This is a genomic window from Methylomarinovum caldicuralii, from assembly GCF_033126985.1.
Taxonomy (GTDB): Bacteria; Pseudomonadota; Gammaproteobacteria; order Methylococcales; family Methylothermaceae; genus Methylohalobius; species Methylohalobius caldicuralii.
In genome coordinates this window covers 2,334,274-2,351,078 of sequence record NZ_AP024714.1, presented here as the reverse complement: position 1 = coordinate 2,351,078, position 16,805 = coordinate 2,334,274, and the positions used below count along the sequence as shown (strand labels likewise).

The 16,805-nt window shown below is 66.2% G+C and carries 18 protein-coding genes; 11 read left to right on the top strand and 7 right to left on the bottom strand.

Annotation, left to right across the window (positions count from 1 at the left end; all coding sequences use genetic code 11):
* Nucleotides 1-2 precede the first annotated feature (2 nt).
* The 6 genes from infC to MCIT9_RS11850 are packed head-to-tail and all read left to right on the top strand — an operon-like array spanning nt 3 to nt 4,914.
* Nucleotides 3-530, top strand: a complete 528-nt coding sequence (infC, locus tag MCIT9_RS11875) for a translation initiation factor IF-3 (RefSeq protein WP_422880212.1) — start codon at nt 3-5, stop codon at nt 528-530.
* A 31-nt stretch (nt 531-561) separates the two neighbouring features.
* Nucleotides 562-759: a 50S ribosomal protein L35 gene (rpmI, locus tag MCIT9_RS11870; protein ID WP_317705090.1), complete on the top strand. Its 198-nt coding sequence runs from the start codon at nt 562-564 to the stop codon at nt 757-759.
* 41 nt (nt 760-800) lie between these two features.
* Entirely contained in the window at nt 801-1,154 is a 354-nt protein-coding gene (gene rplT / locus MCIT9_RS11865; protein ID WP_317705089.1) for a 50S ribosomal protein L20, read from the top strand.
* An 18-nt stretch (nt 1,155-1,172) separates the two neighbouring features.
* Nucleotides 1,173-2,180: a phenylalanine--tRNA ligase subunit alpha gene (gene pheS / locus MCIT9_RS11860; RefSeq protein WP_422880211.1), complete on the top strand. Its 1,008-nt coding sequence runs from the start codon at nt 1,173-1,175 to the stop codon at nt 2,178-2,180.
* Between the two features lie 12 nt (nt 2,181-2,192).
* Nucleotides 2,193-4,583 carry a phenylalanine--tRNA ligase subunit beta gene (gene pheT, locus MCIT9_RS11855; RefSeq protein ID WP_317705087.1) on the top strand — a complete coding sequence of 797 codons (2,391 nt, stop codon included), beginning with the start codon at nt 2,193-2,195 and terminating at the stop codon, nt 4,581-4,583.
* Between the two features lie 4 nt (nt 4,584-4,587).
* Entirely contained in the window at nt 4,588-4,914 is a 327-nt protein-coding gene (locus MCIT9_RS11850) for an integration host factor subunit alpha (protein ID WP_317705086.1), read from the top strand.
* 43 nt (nt 4,915-4,957) lie between these two features.
* Here the strand turns inward: MCIT9_RS11850 and MCIT9_RS11845 are convergent, their stop codons facing one another.
* The 3 genes from MCIT9_RS11845 to MCIT9_RS11835 form a co-directional block, all read right to left on the bottom strand.
* Complete coding sequence (locus MCIT9_RS11845; protein WP_317705085.1) at nt 4,958-5,218, bottom strand: ComEA family DNA-binding protein; 261 nt, start codon at nt 5,216-5,218, stop codon at nt 4,958-4,960.
* A 97-nt stretch (nt 5,219-5,315) separates the two neighbouring features.
* Complete coding sequence (locus MCIT9_RS11840; RefSeq protein ID WP_317705084.1) at nt 5,316-6,683, bottom strand: sigma-54-dependent transcriptional regulator; 1,368 nt, start codon at nt 6,681-6,683, stop codon at nt 5,316-5,318.
* Nucleotides 6,680-8,284: a two-component system sensor histidine kinase NtrB gene (locus tag MCIT9_RS11835; RefSeq protein WP_317705083.1), complete on the bottom strand. Its 1,605-nt coding sequence runs from the start codon at nt 8,282-8,284 to the stop codon at nt 6,680-6,682. Before MCIT9_RS11835 ends, MCIT9_RS11840 begins: the two co-directional genes overlap by 4 nt.
* A 65-nt stretch (nt 8,285-8,349) precedes the next feature.
* Between MCIT9_RS11835 and sucC the strand changes: the two genes are divergently transcribed.
* The 3 genes from sucC to MCIT9_RS11820 are packed head-to-tail and all read left to right on the top strand — an operon-like array spanning nt 8,350 to nt 12,010.
* Nucleotides 8,350-9,522, top strand: coding sequence for an ADP-forming succinate--CoA ligase subunit beta (gene sucC / locus MCIT9_RS11830; RefSeq protein WP_317705082.1), 1,173 nt, complete (start codon nt 8,350-8,352; stop codon nt 9,520-9,522).
* Entirely contained in the window at nt 9,519-10,388 is an 870-nt protein-coding gene (sucD, locus tag MCIT9_RS11825) for a succinate--CoA ligase subunit alpha (RefSeq protein WP_317705081.1), read from the top strand. Before sucC ends, sucD begins: the two co-directional genes overlap by 4 nt.
* Nucleotides 10,385-12,010, top strand: coding sequence for an NAD+ synthase (locus MCIT9_RS11820; RefSeq protein ID WP_317705080.1), 1,626 nt, complete (start codon nt 10,385-10,387; stop codon nt 12,008-12,010). The genes sucD and MCIT9_RS11820 overlap by 4 nt, the downstream gene beginning before the upstream one ends.
* Here the strand turns inward: MCIT9_RS11820 and trhA are convergent.
* Nucleotides 11,977-12,669, bottom strand: a complete 693-nt coding sequence (trhA, locus tag MCIT9_RS11815) for a PAQR family membrane homeostasis protein TrhA (protein ID WP_317705079.1) — start codon at nt 12,667-12,669, stop codon at nt 11,977-11,979. The two genes, MCIT9_RS11820 and trhA, sit on opposite strands and share 34 nt — an antisense overlap.
* 177 nt (nt 12,670-12,846) lie before the next feature.
* Between trhA and MCIT9_RS11810 the strand changes: the two genes are divergently transcribed.
* Nucleotides 12,847-13,968: an ISAs1 family transposase gene (locus tag MCIT9_RS11810; protein WP_317705078.1), complete on the top strand. Its 1,122-nt coding sequence runs from the start codon at nt 12,847-12,849 to the stop codon at nt 13,966-13,968.
* Here MCIT9_RS11810 and MCIT9_RS11805 read toward each other — a convergent pair.
* Genes MCIT9_RS11805 through MCIT9_RS11795 form a run of 3 tightly spaced genes read right to left on the bottom strand, consistent with a single transcriptional unit; the run spans nt 13,947 to nt 16,089 of the window.
* The gene (locus MCIT9_RS11805) at nt 13,947-14,204 is read right to left on the bottom strand and encodes a hypothetical protein (RefSeq protein WP_317705077.1); all 258 of its coding nucleotides are present in this window, start codon (nt 14,202-14,204) and stop codon (nt 13,947-13,949) included. The genes MCIT9_RS11810 and MCIT9_RS11805 overlap by 22 nt on opposite strands.
* A 1-nt stretch (nt 14,205) precedes the next feature.
* Entirely contained in the window at nt 14,206-14,694 is a 489-nt protein-coding gene (gene ssb, locus MCIT9_RS11800; protein ID WP_317705076.1) for a single-stranded DNA-binding protein, read from the bottom strand.
* Nucleotides 14,695-14,697: 3 nt separating this feature from the next.
* Complete coding sequence (locus MCIT9_RS11795; protein WP_317705075.1) at nt 14,698-16,089, bottom strand: MFS transporter; 1,392 nt, start codon at nt 16,087-16,089, stop codon at nt 14,698-14,700.
* A gap of 106 nt (nt 16,090-16,195) precedes the next feature.
* Between MCIT9_RS11795 and MCIT9_RS11790 the strand changes: the two genes are divergently transcribed.
* Nucleotides 16,196-16,801, top strand: coding sequence for a HupE/UreJ family protein (locus tag MCIT9_RS11790; RefSeq protein WP_317705074.1), 606 nt, complete (start codon nt 16,196-16,198; stop codon nt 16,799-16,801).
* The last annotated feature ends 4 nt before the right edge of the window (nt 16,802-16,805 follow it).

Here is a 16,805-nt window from a genome sequence, read left to right as displayed (position 1 = left end):
GCCTGATCGCTACCAAAGTAACAGAACCCCGCCGCAACCGGGACATCCGCGCCCCCAAGGTCCGCCTGATCGGTGCGGATGGCGAGCAGATCGGCGTCGTGTCGCTGGCAGAAGCCTTGCGAGCCGCCGAAGACGCCGGGCTGGATCTGGTGGAGATCGCCCCCCAGGCCGACCCGCCGGTGTGCCGGATCATGGATTACGGCAAGTACCGCTTCGAGCAGAGCAAGAAGCTGCAGGCGGCAAAGAAGAAGCAGAAACAGATTCAGGTCAAGGAAGTCAAATTCCGCCCCGGGACCGGCGAGGGGGATTACCAGATCAAGCTGCGCAACCTGATCCGGTTCCTGGAAGACGGCGACAAGGCCAAGGTGACGGTGCGTTTCCGCGGCCGCGAGATGGCCCACCGGGAACTGGGTATGGCGCTTTTGCAGCGGATCGAGAAGGATCTGGAAGAATACGCGGTGGTCGAGCAGCATCCCAAGATGGAAGGCCGTCAAATGGTGATGGTGCTGGCGCCGAAGAAAAAGAAGTGATTGAGTTTATCCCGTTTTTAAGGAGCAGACGATGCCAAAACTGAAGACCAACCGTGGCGCGGCCAAGCGCTTCACCCGGACCGGTTCCGGCAAGTTCAAGCGCAACCACGCCAACCGCCGCCACATCCTGACCAAGAAATCCACCAAGCGCAAGCGCCACCTGCGCCGGCCGGCCTACCTGAGCCCGTCCGACGTGCGCGAAGCCAGGCAGCTGTTGCCTTACAGCTGATCGAAGTCCTCCATCCCGAACCGTAGGAGCGGATTGAAGCCATGCCACGAGTCAAGCGCGGAGTTATCGCCCGTCGTCGTCACAAGAAGATCCTCACACAGGCCAAAGGTTACTACGGCGCCCGCAGCCGGGTGTTCCGGGTCGCCAAGCAGGCGGTCATCAAGGCCGGTCAGTACGCCTATCGCGACCGCAAGCAGCGCAAGCGCCAGTTCCGGTCCCTGTGGATCACCCGCATCAACGCCGCGGCCCGCGAGCACGGCCTGTCCTACAGCCGCTTCATGAATGGGCTCCACAAGGCCGACATCGCCATCGACCGCAAGGTGCTGGCCGACATGGCGGTCAACGACAAGGAGGCCTTCGCCGAGCTGGCAAAAGTCGCCGCCGCGCAGGCCTGAGGCGCAGTGAGCGAGGCGCTGCAATCCCTGCTTGACGAATCCCTGGCGGCCGTGCAGCAGGCCGCAGACCTGTCCCAGCTGGAGCAGGTGCGGGTCCGCTATCTGGGCAAGAAGGGCCTGTTCACCCAGCAGATGAAGAATCTGGGCCGGTTGCCGCCGGAGGAACGGCCGGCGGCCGGCAGGGTCATCAATGCCGCCCGGGAGCGGTTCCAGCAGGCGCTGGAGCAACGCCGTCAGGCGCTGCAGCGGGCCGAGCTGGAGGCCCGGTTGGCCCGCGAGGCCCTCGACGTCACCCTGCCGGGGCGGGGTCCGGGGCTGGGCGGACTGCATCCGGTGACCGCAACCCTGGAGCGGATCGAGCGCATCTTCGCCGGCGCCGGGTTCGATGTCGCCGAGGGGCCGGAAATCGAGGACGACTACCACAACTTCGAGGCCCTCAACATCCCGCCCCATCACCCGGCGCGGGCGATGCACGACACCTTCTACATTGACGCCCACACCCTGCTGCGCACCCACACCTCGCCGGTGCAGATCCGGGTGATGGAAGCGGGCCGGCCGCCTTTCCGGGTCATCGCTCCGGGGCGGGTCTACCGCTGCGATTCCGATCTTACCCACACTCCCATGTTCCACCAGGTGGAAGGTTTTCTGGTGGACGAGGACGTCAGCTTCGCCGACCTGCGCGGCACCCTTGACCAGTTCCTGCGGGTGTTCTTCGAGCAGGATGTCCAGGTCCGTTTCCGCCCTTCCTATTTCCCTTTCACCGAGCCCTCCGCCGAAGTGGACATCAGCTGCGTCCTCTGCGGCGGCGCAGGCTGCCGGGTCTGCGGCCAGAGCGGCTGGCTCGAGGTCATGGGCTGCGGCATGATCCATCCCAAGGTGTTCGCAGCCGTCGGCATCGACACCGAACGCTACAGCGGTTTCGCCTTCGGCTTGGGGGTCGAGCGCCTGGCGATGCTGCGTTACGGCATCGGCGACCTGCGCCTGTTCTTCGAAAACGATCTGCGTTTCCTCGAACAATTCCACTGAGACCAACCTTTTATGCGCTTTAGCGAAGCCTGGCTCCGAGAGCACGTCAATCCGCCGGTCGATACCGCACGCCTGGTCGAACAGCTGACCATGGCAGGGCTGGAAGTGGATGCCGTGGAGCCGGCCGCGCCCCCGTTCTCCGGCGTGGTGATCGCCGAGGTGGTCGCCGTCGCGCCACATCCCGATGCCGACAGGCTCAAGGTCTGCCGGGTTTCCATCGGGCGGGGCGAACCCTTGCAGATCGTCTGCGGCGCCCCCAACGTCCGCACCGGCATGAAGGCGCCGCTGGCGACCATCGGCGCGGTGCTGCCGGGCGGCTTCAAGATCCGCAAATCGAAACTGCGCGGGGTCGAGTCCTTCGGCATGCTGTGTTCGGCCAAGGAGCTGGGGTTGGCCGAAGCCGCAGAAGGCTTGTGGGCGCTGCCGGCCGACGCCCCGGTGGGCGAAGACCTGCGGGACTGGCTGCAGCTCGACGACCAGGTCATCGAGGTGGATCTCACCCCCAACCGCGCCGACTGTCTCAGCGTCGAGGGCATCTCCCGGGAGGTGGCGGTGCTCAACCGCATCGACTGGCGGCCGCGGGCGGTCGAGCCGGTGCCGGCGCAGCACCAGGATGTGCTGCCGGTCGAGGTGGCGGCGGAAGTCCAGGCTGCCTGCCCCCGTTACCTGGGCCGTCTGATCGAAGGCATCGATCCGCAGGCGCCGACACCGATGTGGATGCAGGAGCGTCTGCGCCGCAGCGGGTTGCGCAGCCTGGGGGCGGTGGTGGACATCACCAACTACGTGCTGCTGGAACTGGGCCAGCCTCTGCATGCCTTCGACGCCGCCAGGATCGAGGACGGCATTCGGGTGCGGCAGGCCAGGGCCGGGGAAAAACTGGCGCTGCTCAACGATCAGGAAATCACCCTGACGGGCGACGAACTGGTGATCGCCGACGCCCGGTATCCGCTGGCGCTGGCGGGTATCATGGGCGGGCGCGATTCGGCCGTGAGCGATGGCAGTGCCGACATTTTCCTGGAATGCGCCTTCTTCGCCCCCGAGGCGATCATGGGCAAGGCCCGCCGCCACGGCCTGCACACCGATTCCTCCCACCGTTTCGAACGGGGGGTCGACCCGCAGCTGCAACCGCGGGCGATCGAATACGCCACTCGGCTGATCATGGAGATCGCCGGCGGCAAGCCGGGGCCGGTGGTGGAAACGCTCGCCACCGAGCATCTGCCGCAGAGGACTCCGATCCGGCTGCGCCGGCGGCGGATCTCCCGCCTCCTGGGGAGGGACTTTGAGGCCGCCGAAGTGCAGGAGATCCTGCAGCGCCTAGGGATGGAGATCGCGTCGGTGGCGGAGGATGAATGGCAGGTGACGGCGCCCAGCTGTCGCTTCGACATCAACATCGAGGCGGATCTGATCGAGGAGCTGGCCCGGATCGCCGGTTACCAGAACCTGCCGGTGCGCGCGCCCCGCCTGCCCATGACCCTGCGCCCGGTTCCCGAAGGGCGGCTGCCGCTCGCACGGGTGCGGGCCCTGCTGGGGGACCGGGATTACCGGGAGGCCATCACCTACAGTTTCGTCGATCGCACCCTGCAGGAAACGCTGGCCCCGGATCTGGCGCCGGTGGTTCTGGCCAATCCCTTGTCCGCCGACATGGCGGTGATGCGTACCACCCTGTGGACGGGCTTGTTGCAGGCGCTGCGTCACAACCTCAACCGCCAGCAGAACCGGGTGCGCCTATTCGAGGCTGGTCTGCGCTTCTGTCGCGAGGGGGAAACAATCCGCCAGGAAAAGATGCTGGCGGGAATCGCCTGCGGCCCGGTGTGGCCGGAGCAGTGGGGGGCGAAGACGCGGCCGCTGGACTTCTACGACCTCAAGGGGGATGTGGAGGCCCTGCTGGCGGCCACCGGGCGGCGGGATTTCGCTTTCGAGGCCCGCCGGCATCCCGCCCTGCATCCCGGCCAAAGTGCGGCGCTAATCGAAACCGCCACGGGCCAGGTGGGCGGCTGGTTGGGGATGCTGCATCCGCAGATTGCAGAGACGCTGGGCATCGAGACGAACGTGTTTCTGTTCGAAATGGCCCAGGCGGTGCTGGAGGAGAGGAAGGTGCCCGCCTTGCGGCCGCTTTCCCGCTTCCCCTCGGTGCGCCGGGATCTCGCCGTCGTCGTCGGGGAGGACGTGCCGGCGGGCGCGGTGGTGGCGGCGGTGCGGGAGGCAGCCGGAGAATGGCTGGTCGATGTGGTGCTGTTCGATGTCTATCGCGGCGCCGGCCTCGAAGCCGGGGAAAAGAGTCTCGCCCTCGGTCTGGTGCTGCAGCATCCGGAATGCACCCTGACCGACGAAGAGGTCGACCGCACCGTGACCCGGGTGGTCGAGACCCTGCGACAGCGTTTCGCCGCCAAACTGAGGAGTTGACCCCATGACCCTGACCAAGGCCGACATCGTCGAGAAACTGTTCGAGGACATCGGGTTGCACCGCAAGGAAGCCAAGGCGCTGGTGGACCTGTTCTTCGAGGAGATCAAGCGGACGCTGGAGGCGGGGACACCGGTGAAGCTGTCCGGATTCGGCAACTTCGATCTGCGGGATAAGAACGAACGCCCCGGACGCAATCCCAAGACGGGGGAGGAAATTCCCGTCAGCGCCCGGCGGGTGGTGACCTTCAAGGCCGGTCAGAAACTCAAGAGCCGGATCGATGACTATTCGCGCCGGATCGCCGCGCAGCCGGTGGAGGGCGAGGACCGTTGAGGGCGGGAAGGTGAGGGGATGCCCCCACCTTCGCTTCCGAGCCTCAGAACTGCAGCCTGTCCTTGTTCTTCTTAACGGTCGCAGGTCCGATCCCCTTGACCCGGGCCGCGAGATCCCTGCCGTCCTTGAACGGCCCGTTCTTCTGCCGCTCCTTGACGATCGCCTCCGCTTTGGTCTTGCCGACCCCCTTGAGTTCCTCGGCGATGGCGGCGGCGTCGGCCTTGTTGACGTTGACCGCCAAGGCGAAGGGGCTGGCGAGCAGCAGCGCGGCCGAGAGCATAACGGACGGGATGATTCGACGCATTGCATTCCTCCTTTTCTGATTGGGTTCCCAAGGAAGGGTAGCCGCTGCGATCCGGATCTTCCGTGAAGCCCGTCACACATCGACCGTTTGGGTCTTGTCAGTCCTCCCCGCCGTCGAGCCCCCATTTCTGCAACCGGTATTTGAGTTGCCGCAGGGTCATCCCCAGGCGACGGGCGGCCTTGGAGCGGTTCCAGCGGGTCTGCGCCAGGGCGTCGAGGATGGCGCGGCGCTCGATTTCCCCCAGATAATCCTCCAGCGAGAAGGGACCCTCGGGCAGGGGCGTGCCCGCCTCTGAGGGGATGGTGGAGACAGGCGCCGAGGCGCTCGGAAGATGCAGATCGTCGGCGTCGAGGACTTCCCCCTCGCACAGAGCGGCGGCCCGTTCCAGGATATTTTCCAGTTCGCGGACGTTGCCCGGGAAGTCGTAACGGCACAGCGTCTTGAAGGCGCGTTCGGTAAGCTTAAGGGGGGGCAGGCCGTTATCGCGAGCGATACGGTTGAGGATGCGGTCGGCCATCAGGGGAATGTCCTCGCGGCGCTGACGCAGGGGGGGGACGGTCAGTTCGATGACGTTGATGCGGTAATACAGATCCTGGCGGAAGCGGCCCTCGTCCACCAGGGCTTTCAGATCTTTGTGGGTGGCCGAGAGGATGCGTACGTCCACGGGGATTTCCTCATGGCCGCCGACCGGGCGGACGCGCTTTTCCTGGATCGCCCGCAGTAGCTTGACTTGCAGGTGCAGAGGCAGGTCGGCAACCTCGTCGAGAAACAGGGTACCGCCGTCGGCGGCCTGGAACAGGCCGGGATGGTCGGCGACCGCGCCGGAAAAGCTCCCCTTCTTGTGGCCGAAGAATTCGCTTTCCATTAGTTCCGCCGGAATGGCGCCGCAGTTGACGGCGACGAAGGGCTTGCCGGCCCGCGGGCTCTTGGCGTGGATCAAGCGGGCCACCAGCTCCTTGCCGGTACCGGATTCGCCGTGAATGAACACCGGCGCCTGGGTGCGCGCCAGCCTGACGATCTTGCCGCGGATGTCGCGCATCGGCGCCGAATCCCCCAGGAGGACATCGCGGGAACGGCGGTCCCGGGGGGATTCGGCGTCGGTCAGCTGGATGGCGCTGCCCACCAGTTTGCGCAGGATCTGCAGGTCCACCGGTTTGGAGACGAAATCGAAGGCCCCGCATTTCAGTGCCCGCACCGCCGCCTCCATGTTGCCGTGGGCGGTGATGACCGCCACCGGGAGGTTGGGGAAGCGTTCCTGGATGTAGGCGACCAGGTCGATGCCGTCGCCGTCCGGCAGGCGCATGTCGGTGAGACAGAGCTGGAAGGGTTCCCGGCCGAGCCAGGTCTTGGCCTCTTCCAGGGTGGCGGCGCAGCGGGCCTGGACGTTCATGCGCGCGAGCGTCAGTTCCAGCAGTTCGAGGATGTCCGGTTCGTCGTCGACGACAAGGGCGGTGGCTTGATTCATGGCGCCAGGATGACCTCGTTAATGGGCGTGAGAAGAATGCGGAAGCGGCTGCCCCGGGGGCCGTTGTCGTATTCCAGCCGGGCCTGGTTGAGCTGGGCCAGTTCCCGGGCGATGTAGAGGCCCAGCCCGGTGCCGCTGCCGGAGGTGGTGAAAAAGGGTTCGAAAATCTGGGACAAGTGTTCGGTGGCGATGCCGGGGCCCTGGTCGATCACCTCGATGCAGGGATGCCGGTCTTCCTGGATCAGGCGTATCCGGACCGCGCCGCCTCCGTATTTGAGCGCGTTGCTGCACAGGTTGCTCAGAATCTGTTTGAGCTGGCCGGGATCGATCAGGGCGGAAATTTCCTCATCGGGCAGCTCCAGGTCGACGGATTGGCTGCGGGTTTCCTCCTCGAAGTCGGTGCGGAAGCGCTGCAGCCAGGCGCGAAGTTCCAGGCGCTGGCGTTTGGCCGCGCTGCGCCGAGAGAGCTGCAGGACATTGTCGATGGTTTCGTCCACCCGGCGGACGTGCTTGCGGATGATCGCCACCAGCCGCAGGTCCTGGGGATCCAGATGGGGGCTTTCCTCCAGGAGCTGGGCGGCATGGCCGATGGCGCCCAGGGGATTGCGAATCTCATGGGCGATGCCGGCGGTGAGGCGGCCCAGGGAAGTGAGCTTGCTTTCCTGGACCCGCTTCTGGTGCAGGCGGTCGTCCTCCAGCAAGACCAGGGTCAGGGTCTCCCCCTCCAGGGACAGGCGGCTGGCGCTCAGATGCAGCGGGCCGTGATCGGTCGTCAACACAGCCTGGTGCTCCGGATCGCCCCGGGCCTGCCATTCCCGCAGGCTGGCGCTGAGCAGTCCAGGCAACCCGCTGGCGTCGCCAGGTGGCTGCGCCAGTCCCAGCAGTGCTAGGGCGGCCTGATTGGTGAGGCGGAGGCGGCGCTGGTCGTCCAGAACCAGAATCCCCGCTTGCAGGTGTTGGACGATGGAGGCGTTGAGGCGCTGGAGATTGGCCAGGTCCACCTGGCGGCGTTCGGCCAGGGCGGTGCTCTCTTCGGCCCGCTGGGCGAGGGCGACGGCCAGTCCGGCGATGGCGAAATAGGCGATGCCGAGCATGGCGGCATAGGTGTAGTGGCTCGCCTCGAAGCCGCCGCGCCAGTCGGCGTAGCCTTCCACTCCAAGCACCGCCAGGGCGGCCAGGGCAGCATAACCCAGGGCGCAGCGGCCGCCGATCAGCAGCCCTGATGCGGCCACCGACACCGCCAGCAGGATGCCGAAGCCGCTTCCCAGGCCGCCGCAGGCATAGATGATGCCGGGGAGCACGACCAGGTCCAGTCCCAGGCGTCCGGCGGCCTGCCAGCGGTAACCGGGACGGTTCAGCCACAACAGCGGCAGGCTGAACCAGGTGGCGGCGGCATAGACGGCGGCCAAGGCTCCAAACAGATCCGGGGCATGAGCGCCCAGCTGGGTAGGGCCGCGATGGGTGAAAAACAGGATGCACAGCAGGGAAGCCGCCGTCAGCTGATACAGGGCGAACACGCGCAACAGCCGCCGGGCCGGCGCGGTTTCGATCCGGTAGGCCGAGTACGGGCAGGGTTGCAGATAGGCGGCGCTGTCGGTCATGGACTCGCCTCGATCCGGGTGTTGGCATAGAATGATGACGCTTTACAAATTATAGGCGGCTTGCCATGAACATCCACGAATATCAGGCCAAGTCTCTGTTGGCCGAATACGGCATTCCGGTACCGGCGGGGGAGGTGGCCGAAACTGCGGCGGCGGCGCGGCGGGCGGCCGAATCGCTGTCTCCCGGCCCCTGGCTGGTCAAGGCTCAGATTCATGCCGGCGCCCGTGGCAAGGCCGGTGGCGTGGTTCTGGCCCGCACACCCGAGGAAGTGGCCGAAGCCGCCGCCCGGCTGCTCGGCAAGCGTCTGGTGACCGCCCAGACCGACGCCCGCGGTCTGCCGGTCCATCGGGTGCTGGTGGAGCGGGCCACCGACATCGCGCGCGAGCTGTATCTCAGCTTGACGATCGACCGCAGCGCCGAGCGCATCGGTGTGGTCGGCTCGGCCTCAGGTGGCATGGACATCGAGGAGGTCGCGCGCCAGCAGCCGGAGGCGATTCAGCGTTTCCACATCCATCCGGCCGCCGGCTTTCAGCCCTACCAGGGCCGGGAGATGGCCTTCGCCATGGGGCTCGACGCCGCCCAGGCCCGCCGCTTCGTCCAGATAATTGACGGTCTGCAGCGACTGTTCCGGGACAAGGACGCCAGCCAGATCGAGCTCAATCCGCTGGCGGTGACGGCGGACGGCGATCTGGTGGCCCTCGACGCCAAGCTCAACTTCGACGACAACGCCCTTTACGCCCATCCCGACATCGAAATCCTGCGCGATCCCGCCCAGGAAGACGAGAAGGAACGCCGCGCCCGCGAACACGGCCTAAGCTACGTGGCCCTCGACGGTGACATCGGCTGCATGGTCAACGGCGCCGGACTGGCGATGGCGACCCTGGACCTGGTCAAGCAGTGCGGCGGCGAGCCGGCCAACTTCCTCGACGTGGGCGGCGGGGTGACCGCCGAGCGGGTCGCCGGGGCCTTCAAGATCATCCTCTCCGATGCCAAGGTCAAGGCCATTCTGGTCAACATCTTCGGCGGCATCGTGCGCTGCGATCTGATCGCCGAGGGCGTGATCGACGCGGTCCGCGAGGTGCACGTCAGCGTGCCGGTGGTGGTGCGCCTGGAGGGCACCAACGCCGACACCGGCCGCCGTCTGCTGCAGGCGGCGCATCTGGACATCGTCCCCGCCGCCGATCTGCTGGAGGCGGCCCGGAAAGCGGTCGCCGCGGCCAAAGGAGAACTGTCATGAGCGTGCTGGTCGATCGCAACACCCAGGTCATCTGTCAGGGGTTTACCGGCAAACAGGCCACCTTCCACAGCCGGCAGGCGTTGGAATACGGCACCCGCCTGGTCGGCGGGGTGACGCCGGGGCGCGGCGGTCAGACTCATCTGGGGCTGCCGGTGTTCGACACCGTGCGCGAGGCTGTGCGGGAAACCGGCGCCGAGGCCAGCGTCATCTACGTCCCGCCTCCGTTCGCCGCCGACGCCATCCTGGAAGCGGCCGATTGCGGCCTGCGCCTGGTGGTGTGCATCACCGAGGGCATTCCCACCCTGCACATGCTCAGGGTCAAGGCGGCGCTGAAGGACTACGACTGCATCCTCATCGGCCCCAACTGTCCCGGCATCATCACCCCGGACGAATGCAAGATCGGCATCATGCCCGGTTTCATCCACCGCCGCGGCTGTGTCGGCATCGTCTCCCGCTCCGGCACCCTGACTTACGAGGCGGTGTGGCAGACCACCCGCGAGGGATTGGGCCAGAGCACCTGCATCGGCATCGGCGGCGATCCCATCCACGGCATGACCTTCATCGACGCCCTGGCCCTGTTCGAAGCCGACCCGGAAACCCGCGGCATCATCCTGGTGGGAGAGATCGGCGGCGAGGAGGAGGAAATGGCGGCTGAATACATCCAACATCACGTCACCAAGCCGGTGGTGGCCTACATCGCCGGCCGCACCGCGCCCCCAGGCCGGCGCATGGGCCACGCCGGCGCCATCGTCAGCGGCGGGCGCGGCACTGCCGAAGCCAAGGTGGCGGCCCTGCACCGGGCCGGGGTGGCCGTGGTGGATCTTCCCACGGACATGGGCCGGCGCATGAAGGAGGCGCTGTCATGACCCGGCTGCGTGTGGCGCTGGCCCAGCTCAACTATCTGGTGGGGGACATCGACGGCAACGTCGCCAAAATCATCGCCGCCGCGGAACGGGCCCGCGACGCGCTGCAGGCCGATGTGGCGGTGTTCACCGAACTGGCGGTGTCCGGCTATCCGCCCGAGGATCTGCTGTTACGTGCGGATTTCATCCGCGCCTGCCGCGATGGCCTCGAGCGCATCCGCCGTCAGGTGGGCGGGATCGATCTGATCGTCGGTTTTCCCGAACGGCACGACGGGCGACTGTACAACAGCGCCGCAGTCCTGCGCGACGGCGAGATCCGGCTGATTTACCGTAAGCATTGCCTGCCCAACTACGGCGTCTTCGACGAAAAACGCTATTTCCATCCGGGCCAGGAACCGGGCCTGTGTCTCATCCGGGGTGTGCCGGTGGGGCTGTCGATCTGCGAGGACATCTGGCATCCCGGCCCTGTGGAGGCCAGTGTTCGCGCCGGTTCCCGCCTCATCGTCAACCTCAACGCCTCTCCCTTTCACGTTCGCAAGATCGCCGAGCGCGAAGCCGCGGTCCACGCCCGCATCGCCGCCACCGGGGTGCCGGTGGTGTATGTGAACCAGATCGGCGGCCAGGATGAACTGGTGTTCGACGGCGCCTCCTTCGTGATGGACCGGGAGGGCCGGGTGGTGCGGCGGCTGCCGGAGTTCGAGGAGGCGCTGGAGGTGGCCGAGTTCCGCTGGGAGGGGGAACGGGTCGTGCCGGAGGGTGGCCTGGTGACGCCGGTGGCCGAGGAAATTCCCAGCATCCGCCGGGCCATCGTCCTGGCGATTCGCGATTACACCCGCAAGAACGGTTTCAACGGCGCGGTGCTGGGCCTGTCCGGCGGCATCGATTCGTCGGTGGTGCTGTGCCTGGCGGTCGAAGCCCTGGGGGCGGAGAACGTCGAGGCGGTGATGATGCCCTCGCGCTTCACCTCGGAAATCAGCCTGGCCGATGCCAAGGCCCTGGCTGCCAACCTGGGGGTGAACTATCGGGTCATCCCCATCGAGCCGGCTTTCCAGGCGTTTTTGCAAATGCTCGAACAGGAATTCGCCGGCAGACCCTGGGACGTGACCGAGGAGAACATCCAGGCCCGCTGCCGCGGCGTCACCCTGATGGCGATCTCCAACAAGTTCGGCCGTCTGGTGCTGTCCACCGGCAACAAGAGCGAGATGAGCGTGGGTTATGCCACCCTCTACGGCGACATGGCCGGCGGCTATGCGCCGATCAAGGACGTGATGAAACTCAAGGTCTACGCCCTGGCCGAGCACCTCAACGCCGAAGGGGAGATCATCCCCGGACGGGTGCTGGTGCGGCCGCCTTCGGCGGAGCTGGCCCCGGATCAGAAGGACGAGGACAGCCTGCCGCCGTATGCGGTGCTCGATCCGATTCTCGAGATGTACGTGGAGCAGGATCTGTCGGTGGAGGAAATCGTCGCCGCCGGCTTCGACGAAGCGGTGGTGCGGCGGGTGGTCAGCCTGGTGGAACGCAACGAGTACAAGCGCCGCCAGGCCCCTCCCGGGGTGCGGATCACACCGCGGGCCTTCGGCCGTGAGCGGCGCTATCCGATCACCAACGGCTTCCGCTCCGGCTGACGCTGCGGCAGTCGGCTGTAGAAGAACCACCAGAAACAGCCGATTCCTCCCAGAACCCCCAGGTGCATGACCTCGTGGGGGCCGACCACGCCCGGAACCAGCACCGGCCAGCGGGCGAAGTCGGCGACGGCACCGAGGGTGTAGGCCAGCCCGCCCCACACCAGCGGCGCGATGAAGCGGAAGCCGTGACGCCGCCCTAACGCGATGCCCGATCCCAGTCCCAGCCAGCCCAGCCCCAGATACAGGCTCAGCCCCAGGGCTTCGGGGATGGCGTTGAAAAAGGTCACCTTCAGCACGATGCCGGCAATGGCCAGCGTCCACACCAGCACCAGCACGCCCCAGCGCCCCCAGCCGCTGCGGAAGAACAGCGGTTGCAGCGGGGTGAAGCTGCCGGCGATGAGGGCGAAGATGGCGGCGTGATCGAGGCGCAGGAACACCTCGTGGGCCGCCCCTTTGGTGGCGAGCAGGTGATAGACGCCGCTCATGGACAGCAGCAGCACCACGGTGAAGGAAAACACTGCCGTGGTGCTGCGGCACAGCCGGCAGCCGCCGCAACGGCGCCACAAGGGAACCGCCAGCAGGGCGAAAACCCCGGCGCCGATCAGATGGGTGAGGGAGCTGACCGGATGGGTGAAACCGGGAATTGGCTGAATGTCCATCTCGTCTGAATCCTAACGCAATTCGTCCTCCAGTTCCCGAAACTGCGCCAACGCCGCAGGGCAATCGCATGAATATACCCCACGAAGATGATGGTTTAAGATTCGATGACTTGCAGCAGATTACTTGCAGATTAGAGACTTCTTCTCTGAGGAGCATGCTTTTTGTGGGAGGCACAAATGTTGGAAAAGCCCCTGGCGCTGAGCGGGGTGTTCGTATCGATTCCGGACCCGCGACAATCATCGAAGGTAACCTACGATCTGGTGGAAGTGCTGGTGGTTGTGGTGTGCGCGGTGATCTGCGGTGCCGATACGTTGGTGGAGATTGAACTTTGGGGCAAAGAGAAGCTGGATTGGCTGCGTCGATACGTGCCCTTGCCGCATGGGATTCCGTCCCACGACACCCTAGGGAGGATTTTGGCGATGATCGATCCGGAAGCGTTCGGATCGGCCTTCCAGCGCTGGGCGGTGAGCGTGGTTCCGGCATTGGAAGGTCAGGTGATCGCCATCGACGGCAAGACCAGTCGGCGTAGCCGGTCCAAGGGGCAGGATCCCCTGCATCTGGTCAGTGCCTTTGCGGCTCAGTACCGGTTGGTGGTCGGTCAAGAGGCGGTGGCCGACAAATCCAACGAGAAGACGGCCATTCCCGCCCTGCTGGAGACCCTGGCCTTGAAAGGATGCGTGGTGACCCTCGATGCCATGGGGACCGATCCCAAGATTGCCAAGGCCATCCGTGACCGGGGGGCCGACTATGTGCTGGCGGTCAAGGACAACCAGAAAGGTCTGGCCGAATCGATCCGGGATTTCTTCCAGGCCTTCCAGGACGCGCCGGACAAAACCCCGCATCAGCAATGCGAGACGGTCGACAAGGCGCATGGTCGCCTGGAAGTGCGCCGCTGCTATGTGTTCGACCAGCTCGACAGCCTGGACCGGCCCCAGCGCTGGCCGGATCTGGCCTGCTTTGCCGTGGTCGAGTCCGAACGCACCGTCGCCGGCAAAACCACCCGGGAACGGCGTTTCTACATCAGCAGCCTGCCGGCCGATGCCGAACGGCTGGCCTCGGCGGTGCGCCAGCATTGGGCGGTGGAGAACCCGCTTCACTGGTGTATGGATGTCGTATTCAACGATGATCAGATGCGCCTTCGAACCCGACATGCGGCTCATAACCTGGCGCTGCTCAAACAGATGGTGCTCAATCTCTTTCGCCTCGACTCCACCAAACGCCGCGGGGGTATCAAGGCAAGACGGCTCCTGGCCGCCTCCAGTGACCATTATCGGGCTCAGTTGCTTGGATGGACGTAGCGTTCATGCGATTGCCCTGGGGTGACCCCCGCTTTCTTCGCCTCGATGACGCCGGCGGCCTTGCCGTCGACGTACAGCAGGTAATCCGCGAAGCCGTGGCCGGATTTGAGCGGAAACTCCCGGATGGCGACGCCGCGGCAGGCGTGGATGTTGGCGTTGGCTGCATCCACAACCTGCCAGCCGCTTTGGCACAGGAGGCGGTCGATGGCCTCTCTGGCCCGTCGTTCCGGGTCCATTTTAGAACGGAATGTCGTCGTCCTCGAAGCTGTCGTCCAGGGGCGGGGCGCTCGGGGCCGGTTGCGCCGCCGGCCGCTGCGGGGCCTGGGGACGCGGGGTGGTCTGGGCGGGTTCGTCCGCGGCGAACGGGGCGCTGCCGGTGTCGCCGCCGCGGCCGCCGAGCAACTGCATCTCGCGGGCGACGATTTCGGTGGTGTAGCGGTCCTGGCCGTCCTGGCCCTGCCACTTGCGGGTGCGCAGCTGGCCCTCGATATAGACCTGGCGGCCCTTCTTGAGGTATTCGGCGGCGATCTCCGCCAGGCGGCCGAACAGCACCACCCGGTGCCACTCGGTGCGTTCCTGCTGCTGGCCGGTCTGTTTGTCCTTCCAGGTCTCGCTGGTGGCGACGCGCAGGGTGGTGACCGCATCGCCGCTGGGCATGTAGCGGGTTTCCGGATCGGCGCCCAGGTTGCCGAGCAGGATGACTTTATTGACGCCTCTTGAGGCCATGGTTCAACTCTCCATCGGTTGAGGTTCAGGGGAGGGCGGGGCGAAGCGGGCGACCAGGGCTTCCAGGCGCTCGCGGTTCACCCGCTGTTTGTCGATCTTCAGATAGGCGACCCCTTCTTCCGGGACCACCACCGCCTCGACAACGCCGGGCAGCTTGCGCAGTTTGTGGGCCAGTTGCTGCGCCTGGCGCCGGTCGCTCACCTCGACGTGCAGCAATAGACTGCTCACCGGCCGGGGTGGCTTCATCCCCAGGGCGACCAGGCCCCACAGGCCCGCCAGGGCGGCACAGGCGGCGAACACCGCCGCCAGTCCGTAATGTTCGTGGACCCAGCCGCCCAGGGCGCCGCCGAGGAAGGCGCCGAAGAACTGGCTGCTGGAATACACTCCCATGGCGGTGCCCTTGAGATCCACCGGCGCGGTCTTGGAGATCAGCGACGGCAGCAGCGCCTCCAGCAGGTTGAAGCCGGTGAAGAACACCAGCAGCCCGGCGACGATGCCGGCCAATTCGGTGTGGTAGCGCAGCAGGCCGAGCTGGGCCAGGGCGATGAGGCCGATGGCGGTCAGGAACACCGCCTTCATCTTGCGGCGCTTTTCCGCCGCGATCACCAGCGGCACCATCAGCAGGATGGACGCCGCCATCACCGGCAGATAGACATAACTGTGGCGCAGCGGCGGCAGGCCGGCGTACTGTTTCAGAGCCAGCGGTACGGCGATGAAGGTGGCGGTGAGTATGGCGTGCAGACACAGGATGCCGAAATCCAGCCGTAGCAGGTCGGCGTTGGTGAGCACGCTGGTGAAGCGGGCCGGCTGGACCTCGGCATCGCGGTGGAAGCGCACCACCGCCGGTGTCGGCACCACGGTGACCAGAATGATCAGCCCCAGCACAGCGAGCGCGGCGGTGGTCCAGAACAGACCGGACAATCCCAGCCAGTGCCCCACCACCGGGCCGGCCACCATCGACGCCGCAAAGGCCAGGCCGATGCTCATGCCGATCATGGCCATGACCTTGGTGCGCTGTTCCTCCCGGGTCAGGTCCGCGGCCAGCGCCATGATCGCCGCGGCGATGGCGCCGCTGCCCTGGAGGGCGCGGCCGGCGATCACCTGCCAGATGTCGTGGGCCGCGGCGGCCACCACGCTGCCGGCGGCGAACAGCAGCAGGCCGGCGGCGATCACGGTCTTGCGGCCGATGCGGTCCGACAGCAGCCCGAAAGGAATCTGCAGCAGCGCCTGGGTGAAGCCGTAGGCGCCGATGGCCAGCCCCACCAGTTTGGGGGTGGCGCCTTCCAGCTCGCCGGCAAACAGGGCGAACACCGGCAGGATCATGAACAGCCCCAGCATCCGCAGGGCGAAAATCAGCGCCAGACCGACGGCGGCGCGTTTTTCGGTTCTTGTCATGGGTGTTCAGCTGGTGGATGGATTACGTCATTTTAACAGAAGGGGAACGGCACCGGTCCGGGACAGTCTTGTTAGAATGATCGATTTCGATGTAGGAGGACGGGTTGTGTTGAAACGGGATTTGCTGCGTACCGCGATCGTCTGCCTGTTGTGGCTGCCGGGGCTGGCCGAGGCCCATGCCGTCAGCGGCAGCGGCTTCACCTCGGGACTGCTGCACCCGATTCTGGGGCTGGACCATCTGCTGGCGATGGTCAGCGTCGGCATTCTCAGCGCCCAGCTCGGCGGGCGGGCGATCTGGCTGGTGCCAGCGGCTTTCGTCAGCTGCATGATTCTGGGCGGGGTCCTGGGCATTCTGGGGATTTACTGGCCGTTCGTGGAGCTGGGCATCACGATGTCGGTGATTCTGCTCGGCATCGCCCTGGCGGCCCACGGTCACATCCCCGTGGCGGTGGGGCTGGGGCTGGCCGGCTTTTTCGGCATCTTTCACGGCCATGCCCACGGCACCGAGATGCCGGAAGTGGCCGAACCGGTCTGGTTCACCCTCGGCTTTGTCACCGGCACCGTCGCCATGCACCTGACCGGGGTCGCCATCGGTCTGGCCGCCGAGCCCCTGCCTTCCGGGGATCAGTGGCTTCGCTACCTCGGCGCCGGGGTGGCCGGGATCGGGGTGCATATCCTTTACGAGCTGCTCATGCCCATGGAGATGCTCTGACCGG

Excerpts from the sequence above, each read along its gene's own strand:
- rpmI (WP_317705090.1), top strand. The coding sequence starts at position 562 with ATGCCAAAACTGAAGACCAACCGTGGCGCGGCCAAGCGCTTCACCCGG.
- rplT (WP_317705089.1), top strand. The coding sequence starts at position 801 with ATGCCACGAGTCAAGCGCGGAGTTATCGCCCGTCGTCGTCACAAGAAG.
- pheT (WP_317705087.1), top strand. The coding sequence starts at position 2,193 with ATGCGCTTTAGCGAAGCCTGGCTCCGAGAGCACGTCAATCCGCCGGTC.
- MCIT9_RS11850 (WP_317705086.1), top strand. The coding sequence starts at position 4,588 with ATGACCCTGACCAAGGCCGACATCGTCGAGAAACTGTTCGAGGACATC.
- MCIT9_RS11845 (WP_317705085.1), bottom strand. The coding sequence starts at position 5,218 with ATGCGTCGAATCATCCCGTCCGTTATGCTCTCGGCCGCGCTGCTGCTC.
- MCIT9_RS11840 (WP_317705084.1), bottom strand. The coding sequence starts at position 6,683 with ATGAATCAAGCCACCGCCCTTGTCGTCGACGACGAACCGGACATCCTC.
- MCIT9_RS11835 (WP_317705083.1), bottom strand. The coding sequence starts at position 8,284 with ATGACCGACAGCGCCGCCTATCTGCAACCCTGCCCGTACTCGGCCTAC.
- sucC (WP_317705082.1), top strand. The coding sequence starts at position 8,350 with ATGAACATCCACGAATATCAGGCCAAGTCTCTGTTGGCCGAATACGGC.
- sucD (WP_317705081.1), top strand. The coding sequence starts at position 9,519 with ATGAGCGTGCTGGTCGATCGCAACACCCAGGTCATCTGTCAGGGGTTT.
- MCIT9_RS11820 (WP_317705080.1), top strand. The coding sequence starts at position 10,385 with ATGACCCGGCTGCGTGTGGCGCTGGCCCAGCTCAACTATCTGGTGGGG.
- trhA (WP_317705079.1), bottom strand. The coding sequence starts at position 12,669 with ATGGACATTCAGCCAATTCCCGGTTTCACCCATCCGGTCAGCTCCCTC.
- MCIT9_RS11810 (WP_317705078.1), top strand. The coding sequence starts at position 12,847 with ATGTTGGAAAAGCCCCTGGCGCTGAGCGGGGTGTTCGTATCGATTCCG.
- MCIT9_RS11805 (WP_317705077.1), bottom strand. The coding sequence starts at position 14,204 with ATGGACCCGGAACGACGGGCCAGAGAGGCCATCGACCGCCTCCTGTGC.
- ssb (WP_317705076.1), bottom strand. The coding sequence starts at position 14,694 with ATGGCCTCAAGAGGCGTCAATAAAGTCATCCTGCTCGGCAACCTGGGC.
- MCIT9_RS11795 (WP_317705075.1), bottom strand. The coding sequence starts at position 16,089 with ATGACAAGAACCGAAAAACGCGCCGCCGTCGGTCTGGCGCTGATTTTC.